We start from the raw sequence: 12,139 nt of genomic DNA, 5'->3' as shown, positions 1-12,139 counted from the left end.
GGTGCGGCCTTCTGCGGTGAGTCGCCCTGTGCCGGTGCGGCCTTCCGCGGTGAGTCCCCCCGTGTCGGTGCGGCCTTCCGCGGTGAGTCGCCCCGTGCCGGTCCGGCCTTCCGCCGTGAGTCCCCCCGTGCCGGTCCGGCCCCCCGCCGTCAGCCGGTCGGACGGGAAGGGGCCCAGGCCGGTGTGTGTCGTCAGGGCGTCGTAGCCGCCCGGGTCGACGCCCACCAGGGGCACCGCGTTCGCGCCGTCCTCCGGTTTCGCCTCGTACGCGATGCTCACGGGCGTCACCGCGCGGACCCCGGGGACCGAGCGGGCCCGGGCGGGGGCGTCGGCGGGCAGGGGGACGCCCGCGTCCGCGCGGGCGTCCGCGCCGACCCTGAGCAGGGCCGCCCGGTCACGGGCCTCGGCCACGCCCGCCAGCACCGAGCCGCCGAACGCCGCCGTGGTCAGCGCGGTCAGCAGGGCGAGGAGCGGGAGTACCGCGGAACCCTGGGTGCGGCCCGCGCGGGCCAGGGAGAGGTAGCCGACCGCACCGCGGAGCCGTCCGGCGGGGCCGGACAGGCGGCGCAGCAGCAGCGGGTACACCCGCAGCAGTACGAACGCGGCGATGACACCGACCAGGACGGGGGCCACGGCCGTCAGCTGGTCGCCCGACGCGCCGCGCCGGCGCAGCGTGGCCACCGCGCCGGCGGCCAGCACCAGCAGGGTCAGTTCGGCGACCGTACGGCGCCGGGACGGCCGTACCGAGGTGATGTCCTCCCGCGGGGCCGTCAGGCGGACCGTGCGGTGGGCGAGGGCGGCGCGCAGGGGGAGGGCGGCGCAGGCCGCCAGGAGGACGGCCAGGGCGCACAGGACGGCCGGGGTGACCCGGCCGTCGGGGACCACGAGCAGGGCCACCGCCAGGCCGAGGGCACCCGCCGGTACGGCGATCACGGCGGTCTCGGCGAGCAGCCGCACGGCGAGCCCGGACAGGGAGGCGCCGCGGGCGCGCAGCAGAGCGAGTTCGGCGCGGCGCCGGTCGGCGGCCAGGCCACCGGTCATGAGCAGGACGACGGCGACGACCGTCGCGGCGCCCGCGGCGGCCACGGAGACCAGCGGGGCGATGCCGGAGCGCAGCCGGGAGAAGGAGGCGAGGGCGTCGTCCAGGTCGGTGCTGACGTCGGTGCCGTCATCGGTGACAGCGCGGGCGCGTTGCAGGCCGGGACCGGACTCCAGGGCGGCGACGGCCGGCCGCAGCCGGTCCAGGTCGTGGGCGCGCAGGCCGCGCAGATCGGGGGCGAGGTGCCAGTAGCGGGCCGGGTCGGTGCTGGTGCCCAGCAGGGCGGGAGCCGCCTCGGGGGCGAGCAGCAGCGCACCGAGCCAGTACTTGTCCGGGTCCGGGCCGGGGGTGGGCAGCGTCACCAGGGTGGGGGTGCGCAGCAGCGGGACGGTGGACCAGTAGGCGCTGCCGGGCTCGCGCGGGACGAGGACGCCGGTGACCCGGACGGCGAGCGGGACACGGCCGGGCGCCGGCATGTGGACGACCGAGCCCACCTCGATGCGCAGGGCCTTGGCGGTGGCGGCGGTGACGGCGGCCTCCACCTCGGGGGTCGAGGCGTCGACCGGGTGCGGGGCGCGGGGGAACCGGCCGGTGCGCACGCGCGCGTGGTCGGCGAGGTCGTTCTGCGCGGCCAGCGAGATGTGGGCGGGCAGTCCGGTCGGCCGGGGCAGCCACGGGTCGGGCACCGCCGGGCTGACGGTGCCGGCGACGCCGTACGCGGACTCGGCGCGCCGCACGCTCAGCGGGCCGCCGGTCGTGCCGAGCACCTTCTCGTACTGCCGCTTCAGCGCGCCGGGGCGCAGTGCCGCGGCGCGTCGCTCCGGTGGCAGGCCGAGGTCGGGCTGGGGTGCCGTCACGCGTACGGTGGTGTGCTCCGGGCCCGCCTGGCGGAGCGCTCGCCGCAGTCCCGCGTCCTCGTACCGGTCCACCGCGCGGGGAAAGGCGCCCGCCAGGCAGGCGGCCAGTGCGACCAGCACCGCGAGGGCGACGGCGGCACCGGGCGCGGCCCGCAGCCGGGTGCGCACCCACGGAGCGACCACGCGGGGCGACGGCCGGCCCATGTCACTCACCTCCTTGGACACGCGGCACCTGTCCGGGGCTCCTCCGGCGCGCGGCGGCCGGGTTCGCGAGGGGCACCGGTCGGCCGGTGCCGGTCCGGCGCGAGGTGGCCGTCGGGTCGGCCGCGTACCGGGGCCGGGGCCGGCGGCATGGGGTTGCCGTCCGCCCAGTGGCCGCCTCCGCGGCGCCGGGACCAGGAGCGGTTCCCACGTCAGTCACCCCCCTGCGCGCGCAGCGCCCCTGCCGGGTCCGTCCGGCGTGCGGCGGCTGCCGCCGCGATCGTCAGGGGGGCCACGGCGACGGCGGTGAGCAGCAGCGCCACCGGTCCGGACGGGAGCCGGACCAGCAGGTCCGGTACCGGGCGGGTCGCCTCGCCGGTCAGCACGATCAGGGGCAGGACGGTGCGCGCCAGTACGGTGCCCAGGCCCAGGCCCACCGCGAGCGCCAGACCCACCAGGACGGCCTGCTCGGCGGCGACCGTCCGGGCCAGCTGGCGGCGCGGTACGCCGAGGGCGCGCAGGACGGCGAACTCGGCGCCGCGCGCCCGCTGCGCCCCGGCGGCGCCGACGGCGAAACCGACCGCGGCGAGCGCCGCCGCGACCACGGCCGCCGCCGTGAACGCGGCCTCGGGTCCGGCGCCGAACGGGTCGTCCCGCAGGTCGGCGGCGATCTCGTCACGGACCACGACCTGACCGAGACCGACGTCCGGCATGGCCCGGACGGCGGCGGCCACGCGCGCGGAGGCACCGGGCGCCGTGGCGAGCCACCACTCGGTGGGGGTGGCGTTCTCGCCGTACCGGGCCTGGAGCAGCTGGTTCAGGGCGCGCAGGTCGAGCAGGACGGCACCGCCGTCGTGCGCGCCGGTGGCGCCGGGGTCGGCGGTGGCCGGCAGCGCCCGGACCGCCCGCACGATCCGCACCGGCACCCGCCGGCCGTCCATGGTGAGGTCGACGCGCTGTCCGGTGCGGGCGCCCGCCGCGTCCAGGTAGCGGTCGGTCGCGATGGCCGGGACCTCGGCGGGCGCGGCCTGGGCGGCCTGGAACCGCAGGGTGACGGAGGCGACGGTCCAGATGCCGGCGTCCGGGAGGTAGCCGGTGCCGTAGGTGAAGGTCAGCGGGTGGGTGCCGGCGACTTCGGGGCGGGTGGGGCTGGTGGCCGCGCTCGGTACGGCGGCGCCACCGGCCTCCGCCGTGGTGGTCCACCGGGCGGGCAGCGTGAGCCGCTGGTCCGTGCCGTCGGTGCCCGTCGCGGTGAGCCCGTCGATGGCGAGCCGGTGGTGCTCGGCGCGCTCGGCGGGCTGGGTCAGGTCGAGGCGGAGACCGGTGAGGGTCGCCGGTCCGGTGGCGGTGCCGAGGGCGAGGGTCAGGGTGTGCGGGCGCCCGTCGGCGGGGAGCTGCCCGGCCGGCAGCTGGTACGGCACCCCGTACCGGTCGGTCAGGGTCACCGTCAGCGCGGTCGTGGTGCCCGGTCCGGTCGAGCTGTGCAGACGGGCCGTCAGTCTCAGCCGGGCGGTGCCCGCCGGGACCTTCGCCCCGGCCGGGGTGCCCCGGGGGGTGAGCCGGCCCAGCAGCGGCCGTACCGGTTCGTCCGCCAGGTCAGGCCGCATGAGGACCGCGTCCGCCGCGTGCGCGGTGTCCAGGGCCAGGACGGTCGCCGTGCGGTCGCCGGACAGCGGCTGGGCGGCGCGCACGGCCGGGGCGGCCTCGCGCACCCGGGGCAGGCGCGCGTACAGGTCGGTGCGGCCCAACTCGTCCTCGCCGGTGGCCAGGACCCGCACCGGCACCCCGGCCCGGAAGTCGGCCTGGTCGTCCTGCGAGCGGTCCCAGGAGGCGGCCTGCCCGATCGCGAGCACGCCGAGGGCGACGGCGAGGACGAGCAGCAGGACCGGGCCCGCGCCGCGCGCGGTGCGCCGGCTGAACTGCCAGCCGGCCAGTGCCGCCGGCAGCCCCCGCCCGCCGGCCGCCCAGCGTTCGGCGAACCGCGCCACGGGCGGCAGCAGCCGCAGCGTGAGCACGGTCCCGGCGAGCAGGGCCAGCGCGGGCGCGGCCACCAGCAGCGGGTCGACGCCGAGCGCGCCGGACCGGTCGGCGGCCACGGCCCCGGAGTCCTGCCGGTCCAGCTGCCAGTACGCCACCCCGGCGATCGCGAGCAGTCCGAGGTCGGCGCCGGCCCGCAGCGGGGCCGGCACGGCCCGCGCGCCGCCCGGCCGGGCCGCCTTCCGGCGCAGCCGCAGGGCCCAGGGGCGCCGGGGAGCGGACGGGCGGGCCTCGGGCCCCGTGCCCGTCACCGCCGGTACGGTCACCGCCAGCGCACAGCCGACGGCGACGCAGGCCGCGACCAGCCAGACGGCGGGCCGGCCGGCGGCCGGCAGGTCCAGGCGCAGGCCGAGCCGGGCCAGCGGGCCGTGCCCGGCCAGCAGGGCGGTGAGCGGGCCGGCGAGCAGCGGCGCGCACACGGCCGCGGGCAGCGCGAGGAGCAGCGCCTCGGCCCCGGCGAGCGCGGCGACCCGGGTGCGGGAGGCGCCCCGGGCCCGCAGCAGCCGGGTCTCGTCGGCGCGTTCGGTGCTGAGCAGCCGGGCGACGAGCAGCAGCGCGTAGCCGGCGAGCAGCACCAGTTGCAGCGCGACGATCAGCAAGGTGGAGCGGGAGACCAGCAGCGCACGGTCCACCCGGTCCAGCACGTCCGGCAGCGCGGTCTGCGACACCGTCGTACCGCTCAGCGCGGCCGGCCGGCGCAGGGCCGCGCTGCCGGCCCGGGCCGCCGCGCGCAGCTCCCCGATCCGTCCGGTCGTCGCCGAGGCGAAGTCCGCCGACGCCAGCCAGCCCGTCGCCCCGGCGCTGACCCGGCCGCCGGTGAGGACGGCGGGGTCGGCGAGCAGCGGGCCGTACGTCGTGAAGCCGGACTCCTTCACGCCGCGCCCCAGCAGGTCGTCCAGGCGCCAGTACGGCGCCGTCACCGAGACGGGGCGGTACACGCCGACGACCCGGATCCGGACCGCGGGGCCCTGGAGCCGGTCCGCCAGGGTGAGCCGGGCGCCGGGCTCGAGCCGCAGCGCGCGGGCCGCGGGCTCCGGGAGCGCCACCTCCGGCTCGCCGCCGGTACGGCGGGGGAGGCGCCCGGCGGTCACCCGGACCTGCGTGCGGTCCAGTGCCGCGAAGTAGGTGAGGTCCGGGTCGCCCGACCTGCCGGCGGGCGGCTGGAGGGAGCGGGGCAGGGCGTACGGCCCCGAGCGGCGCAGGGTCCGCACGGTCACCGGTGCACCGGCGAAGGTACGGCGCGCGCCCCGGCGTACGGCGGTGTCGGCGGCGGTCCGCTCGGCCGGGGGCACGTCCGCCTTGACGATCAGCGCGGTGTCGGCGGCGTTGCGCGGGTCGGCGAGCACATGGCGCAGCGCCGCGTCACCGATCGCCCCCGAGTACGCCGTGAGCGTCGCCAGCACGGTGGTGGTCAGCACCACCGTCAGCAGCGCGGCGCCGAGCAGCAGGCGGTGTGCACGCGCGCGTGAGAAGACGAACCCCGTCACCCGGCCCCCGTGTGTCCGGCGCTTGAAGACCTTCGGGCGATGCTGGCAGAGCGCCGGGCGGCGGGTAAGCGGTTGTCAGCCGGTCTATACCGGATTGTGATCGGCATGCGGCGACGAGTGACCGGAATCCGACCTTCAGTGACGGCCCGTCAGCCCGGGTGATCAGTCGGGTGTGTTCACCATCGACGCGGCGGCGTACGTCAGGTAGTTCCACAGCGTCCGCTCGTGCTCCTCCGACAGCCCCAGCTCGTCCACGGCCACCCGCATGTGCCGCAGCCACGCGTCGTGCGCCGCCCGGTCCACGGTGAACGGGGCGTGCCGCATGCGCAGCCGGGGGTGGCCGCGGTTCTGGCTGTACGTCGTCGGACCGCCCCAGTACTGCATCAGGAACAGGACCAGCCGCTCCTCGGCCGGGCCCAGGTCCTCCTCCGGGTACATCGGGCGCAGGAGCGGGTCCTCCGCGACCCCCTCGTAGAAACGGTGGACGAGCCGGCGGAAGGTCTCCTCCCCGCCGACCTGCTCGTAGAAGGTCTGCTCCTGAAGCGTGCCGCGCCGAATCTCATTCACCCGTCCATCGTCTCAGACCGGGTGACCGAGGACTCGAGGCGTAGGACCAGCCCGGGTCTGCCCCGCCCGCGGAGCGACCGTCCCTACTGTGGACCCATGGGCGGCTACGACACCGAGACCGAGGCCCTCGCCGACGCGGCCCGGGCCGAGCTGGTGCGGGAGATCGACGCGGACGGGGCCTGGGCGGACGACCCGGTGTGGCGGGAGGCGTTCGCGACGGTGCCCCGGCACCTGTTCGTGCCGTACTACTACGTCACCGGGGCGCGCGGCTACGAGCGCCGCTGGGGCCAGAGCCCCGACCGCCGGGACCGCGAGCGCTGGGTGCGCGGCGCCTACGCGGACGTGCCGCTGGCCACCCGGCTGCGCGACGGCGAACTGCTCTCCTCCAGCAGCCAGCCCTCCCTGATGGCCCGGATGCTGGCCGCCCTGCGCGTCGAGGACGGCGACCGGGTCCTGGAGGTGGGCGCCGGCACCGGCTACAACGCGGCCCTGCTCGCCCACCGGCTCGGCGCCGACGACCTCGTCACCACCATCGACCTGGAACCGGAGATCACCGAGTCGGCCCGGCAGCACCTCGCGGCGGCCGGCCACCACCCCCTCGTCGTCACCGGCGACGGAGCGCGCGGGGTGCCCGAACGCGCCCCCTTCGACCGGATCATCGCCACCTGCGAGCTGCCCACGGTGCCGCGCGCCTGGCTCGCCCAGAGCCGCCCCGGCGCGCGCGTCCTCACCCCGCTCGCCACCGGACTGCTCACGCTGACCGTGCGGGACGCGGAGCACGCCGAGGGCCCGTTCCTGCCCGGGGCCGCCTATTTCGTGCCGCTGCGCGGCGGGCGCCGGGCGCGGCCCGAGGGCGTCTCACTGGCCGGTCTGCCCGGCCGGGCCCGTGAGCAGGAGTCGTTCCGCTTCCTGCTCACGCTGACCGGCGGCGCCCTCGACCCGCGGGAGGCCTACGCCCTGTGGGACCGCGAGGGCGAGCCGGGGCGCGGACGGTACGGCGTCACGGTCGCCGGCGAGCACGCCTGGGCGTGGCTGGACGACCCGCAGGGGCCGTACGCCTGGCCCCTGCCCTAGCTCCGACAGGGCCGGCGCGGTCAGCCCCGGCGGACGGCTCAGCCCCGGCGGACGGTGATCGTCGTCCAGGCGCCCACGTGCACCCGGTCGCCGTCCTGGAGCGGGACCGGCACGAACGGCTGGATGGGCTCCTCCGACATGTTGACCGTGGTGCCGTTCGTCGAGTTCTGGTCGACGACCGCCCAGCTTCCGTCCTGCTGCTGCACCAGCACCGCGTGCTGGTGCGAGACGCCCGGGTCCTCCGGCGGCACCGACAGGTCGATGTCGGGGGTGTCGCCGGTGGAGTGCCGGCGGCGGCCGATGGTGACCTGGTTGCCGGTCAGCGTGCGCTGCTGCTCGGGCGAGTACGCGGGCAGGTTCAGCCCTGCGGCCTCGGGGCCGGAGCGCTGCATCATCGCCATGAAGTACTCGCGGTCCGGGCCGATGGTCGCGGTCCAGGTGGCCGACCGGGGACCCTGCGGTGCCTGCGTCGCCTGCGGGAAACCGCCCGGTCCGCCCGGTCCCGGCGGGGTCTGGGTGCCGCCGGACTGCGGGTAGCCGTAGCCGCCGCCCTGACCGGGGCCGGTGGACGACGGCGGGGAGATCACCCAGTCGTCGTCGGCGGCCGGGGGCCGGCGGGTCTCGCCCGGGAACGCGGGCGGGGCCGACGCGCCGGACGGCTGGAACGCCTGCGGGGCACCACCGGGACCGCCGGGCGGCGGCACCTGACCCGAGGGGTCACCGCCGAAGCCGGAGGGGCCGGACGGCGTGGGGCCACCGGGACGGGAGGGCTCACGCCCGAAGGGGGAGGAGCCCTGGGACCCCGGCCCCTGGCCCTGGCCCTGACCCGGGTTGCCGCCGCCGAAGGGCGAGGAGCCGCCGGGTCCCGGGCCCTGGCCGCCGAAGCCGGACGCGTCACCCGGACCTGGGCGCTGTCCCTGGCCACCGCCGAAGCCGGACGGGCCACCCGGACCGCCGGGTCCCTGCCCCGGACCGCCGCCGAAGCCGGACGGACCGCCCGGGCCACCGGCACCCGGTCCCTGTCCGGGACCGCCGCCGAAGCCGGACGGGCCACCGGAACCCGGGCCGCCGGGGCCCTGGCCCGGGACCGTGCCCCGGCCGCCGAAACCTCCGGGGCCGCCGGGACCGGACGGGTTGCCGGCACCCGGGCCCTGGCCCGGACCCTGGCCGAAGCCCTGCGGAGCCCCGGGCGGGCGCCGGTCACCGGCGCCGAACGGGGCTGCGCCCGAGGGGCCGGGGGAGGTCGGCGGGCCGGACGGGGCCCGGTCGCCGCCGAACGGCGTCGGGCCCGACGGCTCGCTGTGGAAGGACGGGAGCGGCTCGGCGGGCCGGTTCACCTGCGAGGGCCGCGAACCCTGGTACTCGTACCCGTCACCCCCGCCGTACGTCGAGCTCGGCGGCTGGAACCGCGGCTGCGGCGGGCGCGGGGCGGCCGGGGTGTAGGAGGTCGCCGTGTTGGTCAGGAAGTTCCACCGGCACTCCTCGCAGAACGGCGCGCCGCCCTCGCGGGGCGTACGGCACTGCGGGCACAGTTCCGGCTCCGGGGCGGACCCGCCGGCCGGGCCCGGCCGGGCGCCGGCCGGGCCGCCCTGCGGGGGCGGGAAACCGTAACCGCCCGGGGGCGGCGGAGGGGGCGGAGGTACGGCACCGGCCATGCGGTGACCGCAGACCTCGCACCAGTCGTCGGAACCCGACTGGTGTCCGTTCGGGCAGGTCGGCATGTCGGTGCTTCCCCTTCTCCTGCGCTGTGGAGGGTCACTTCTTCACACGGACGGTCTTGGTGGACCGGGTCTCCAGAGTCATCTCGTCCGCCTCCGCGACCCTCGTCTTCAACCGCACAGTACCTGTCACGGCGTCGACCACGTCCACCACCTTCGCAAGCAGTTTCGCAGTATCCGCGTTCCCCGAGGCGTTCGCGAGCTGAACGGCCCGCCCCAGTTTGGCGGTTGCTCCATCGAAATCGCCCGCTTTGCGAAGGTCCAGGCCCTTCTGGATGGCCTGTGCCAGTTCGGCCTGCCCGGTGTAGTGGGCGACTTGGGGGCTGATCGCGGTGGAGGCGGTCATGTCGTCGGTCCACACGGCCCGCACCAGCCCCTGTGCGCCCACGATCTGTGCGGTTCCTCCCGGTTCCGGAACGACCAGGGAGACCCGTGCGGCGAGCATCTCCCGGCCGATTCCGGCCGGCGGGACCGTCACGCACAGGTGGTAGTCGCGGGACTCGTCGCCCCAGGAGCCGGTCGGGTAGTCCCCGGCGCGCGGCCCCGCCTCCGTACGTCGGCCGGTCAAGTCCTCGACGGCGGGGGCGACTTGCTTGACGAACCGGATGGTCGTGCCGACCGGCGTCCACACCCGCAGGGAGACGTCGGCGACCTCCTTGCCCATCGCCGTCTCCATCATCCGCGTGAAGTCGGCCGCGAGACCGCCGGGGTCGGCGACGATGTCGGCGGTGCCGAGCAGCGCCGAGGCGATCCCTGTGACTTCTTTCACTTCCCAGTCGGTGCCCACGCCCCGGGCGTCACAGGTGAACCGGCCGGCGCAGGCGTCGAGCGTGGCCCGCAGGTCCTCCGCCGACTCGTGCTCGTTGCGGCCGTCGGTGAGCAGGATGCCGTGCCGGATGGTGACGTCCGCCGCGGACAGCAGCCGGTCGGCGAGGCGCAGCCAGGTGCCGATGGCCGTACCGCCGCCCGCGCTGAGCCGGCGCAGCGCCTGCTTGGCCTGCTCGCGGGTGGTGGCGTCGGCGACCGCGAGCCGCCCGCCGCCCGGATAGACCTCCTTGGCCACGTGCGTGCCGCCGATCACCGCGAAACGGGTGCCGTCGCGCAGGGTGTCGATCGCGGCGGCCGTGGCGTTGCGGGCGCCCAGCATCTTGGCCGGCGGGTAGTCCATGGAACCCGAGCAGTCCACCATGATCGCCACGGCGGCGGACGGCCCCCCGCCCGGCGGGTACACCGGCGCGGAGACCGCGCCGCCGAGGGTGCCGCCGCCGGTCGCGGTCACCGTGACGATGGCGTTGACCTCGCTGCCGCCCTCGGGCAGGTACTCGTTCTGGTAGACGTCCACCGAGAACCGCGGCACGTTCGACTTCGCGAAATTGGCCATGCTTGCTCGCATCCCCCTCGGACGCCCCGCCGACGCGAGGCGACGACTGTGGGCGGACCGGTCCCCTCCGGTCCGCCGCGGCTTCCCCGTGCCGTTCCCCCGTCGGATACGGCCCTCAGGCCGATCCTGCCCCCTGCGGCGGCACCGGGAACGGCAGGACCGCCACTGTTACGTTGTCGTGGCCCCCGCCGTCCAGTGCGTGGCCGACCAGCACCCGCGCGCCGTGCAGCGGACGGGCCGCCGCGTCGGGCGGGAGGACCTCGGACATCTCCTCCGCCGTCTCGGCGTAGTTCCACAGTCCGTCCGTGCACACCACCACGGCGCCGGGCCGGTCCGGCTCGAACGACGCGGTGTGCGGCTCCAGTTCGTAGGCGTCCGCGCCGAGCCAGCCGGTGATCGCGTGGGCGCGCGCGTCGGCGTACGCCTCGGCCTCGCTCATCAGGCCGGCGGCGACCATCTGCGCGGCCCAGGAGTCGTCCTCGGTCAGCCGGGCGGGCGGTGCGGTGCGGTCGGTGGGCACCCAGTAGACGCGGCTGTCGCCGACCCAGCCGACGACCAGCAGCCCCGGGGTGACCACCGCGCCGACGATCGTGCAGGCCGGCGCGTTCTGGTGCGGGGCGTGCTCGCGGGCCGTGGCGGGCTCCTCGGCGAGGGCGTTGACGGCCTGCGCGGCGGCGACGATCGCCTCGTGCATCGCCGCCTGCGGGTGGGTGCCGCGCGGCAGCGCGGCCAGCAGTGTGTCGCCGGCCGCCCGGGAGGCGGCCAGGGAGGCGTCGTCGGGGCGGGTCGCGGACGACACGCCGTCGCAGACGATCGCCAGCGAGGCCGGGGTGCCGTCGGGCAGCGTGGTGTGGCCGACGGCGAAGGCGTCCTCGTTGCGGTGGTGGCGCAGACCGCGGTCGCTGACGGCGGCCACCGGGCCCGACTCCCGCTCCACGTGGTCGCGTTCCCGCGGCTGGGCGTGCCCGCAGTTCTCGCAGTAGCCGTCGCTGTCCACCCGGCCAGCCCGGCAGGCCACGCAGAGCTGCTCCGGGTCGGCCGGTGCGGAGGCCGGCCGGGGGTCCGGTGCCTGCAGGGGGTACTCATCGGGCTCGTGCGACCGGTCGAACCGCACCCCGGAACCGGAGGGATGCCCGCCCGGCTCCGCGTCACCCGGGACGGGACCGCCCTCACCCGGGGGCAGCGGCGCGCCGCCCGGATGGGAGCCGGCCTCGCGCCCCGCCGACGGCCCGCCGCCCGGGACGGGCCCGGACTCCTGTGCCGCCGGGGGCAGGGCGCCGGGTTCCTGCCCGGGCAGCGGCGTGCCGCCCGGGGTGCCGTGCAGCCCCTGGCCGTACGGTGACGCGTCGCCCGGGACCGGCCCGGACCCGTGTCCGGCCGGCGGTACGGCGCCGCCTTCCCGCGCGGCTGCCGAGGTGCCGTGGAACTCCTGGCCGGACAGCGGCCCGCCGCCCGGGGCGGGCCCCAACTCCTGTGCCGCCGGGGGCAGGGCGCCGGGTTCCTGCCCGGACAGTGGTGTGCCGCCCGAGTCGGTGCCCGGCAGGTCCGTCGGGAGGTGGGGGGCGGGAGAGGCCGTGGGCGGTCCCGGGGCGGGCCACGCCGGGCCGTCCCCGGGACCGGCGGGGCCCGTCATGGTGAGCGTCGGATGGTCCTGCGGCGGTGCGGGCACCACCGAAAGGTCGTACCCGCACGCTCCACAGAACAGGTCACCCGACTCCACGGGCTCCGCGCAGCTCGGGCACTTCGCCAGTGCGGCCTGCTGGGGCATCTGCGACATC

The 12,139-nt window shown here is 77.4% G+C and carries 7 protein-coding genes; 1 reads left to right on the top strand and 6 read right to left on the bottom strand.

Annotated elements, in window-relative coordinates; translation table 11 throughout:
- The 3 genes from LG395_RS36285 to LG395_RS36275 all read right to left on the bottom strand — a co-directional run.
- Nucleotides 1-2,121: thioesterase domain-containing protein (locus LG395_RS36285; protein WP_372463513.1), on the bottom strand; the 2,121-nt coding region annotated here is incomplete at its 3' end.
- Nucleotides 2,122-2,309: 188 nt separating this feature from the next.
- On the bottom strand, nucleotides 2,310-5,621 hold the full coding sequence (locus LG395_RS36280; protein ID WP_225813198.1) for an ABC transporter permease: 3,312 nt from the start codon (nucleotides 5,619-5,621) through the stop codon (nucleotides 2,310-2,312).
- A gap of 162 nt (nucleotides 5,622-5,783) precedes the next feature.
- Nucleotides 5,784-6,188 (bottom strand): globin, encoded by a 405-nt coding sequence (locus LG395_RS36275; RefSeq protein ID WP_171156225.1) that lies wholly within the window; start codon nucleotides 6,186-6,188, stop codon nucleotides 5,784-5,786.
- Nucleotides 6,189-6,284: 96 nt separating this feature from the next.
- Between LG395_RS36275 and LG395_RS36270 the strand changes: the two genes are divergently transcribed.
- On the top strand, nucleotides 6,285-7,262 hold the full coding sequence (locus LG395_RS36270; RefSeq protein WP_225813197.1) for a methyltransferase domain-containing protein: 978 nt from the start codon (nucleotides 6,285-6,287) through the stop codon (nucleotides 7,260-7,262).
- A gap of 38 nt (nucleotides 7,263-7,300) precedes the next feature.
- On the opposite strand, the gene LG395_RS36265 is transcribed toward LG395_RS36270, so the two are convergent.
- The 3 genes from LG395_RS36265 to LG395_RS36255 all read right to left on the bottom strand — a co-directional run bounded on the left by LG395_RS36265 (nucleotide 7,301) and on the right by LG395_RS36255 (nucleotide 12,138).
- On the bottom strand, nucleotides 7,301-8,983 hold the full coding sequence (locus tag LG395_RS36265) for an FHA domain-containing protein (protein ID WP_225813196.1): 1,683 nt from the start codon (nucleotides 8,981-8,983) through the stop codon (nucleotides 7,301-7,303).
- Nucleotides 8,984-9,017: 34 nt separating this feature from the next.
- Nucleotides 9,018-10,361: a VWA domain-containing protein gene (locus tag LG395_RS36260; protein ID WP_171156229.1), complete on the bottom strand. Its 1,344-nt coding sequence runs from the start codon at nucleotides 10,359-10,361 to the stop codon at nucleotides 9,018-9,020.
- 115 nt (nucleotides 10,362-10,476) lie between these two features.
- A complete protein-coding gene (locus LG395_RS36255; protein ID WP_225813195.1) occupies nucleotides 10,477-12,138 on the bottom strand; it encodes a PP2C family protein-serine/threonine phosphatase in 1,662 nt (553 codons plus the stop codon).
- Nucleotide 12,139 lies beyond the last annotated feature (1 nt).

It is taken from the genome of Streptomyces spinosus (assembly GCF_020400655.1).
In the GTDB taxonomy this organism is placed as follows: Bacteria; Actinomycetota; Actinomycetes; order Streptomycetales; family Streptomycetaceae; genus Streptomyces; species Streptomyces argyrophylli.
The sequence above is the reverse complement of the archived record's forward strand: the minus strand, read 5'-3'. Positions and strand labels throughout refer to the sequence as shown.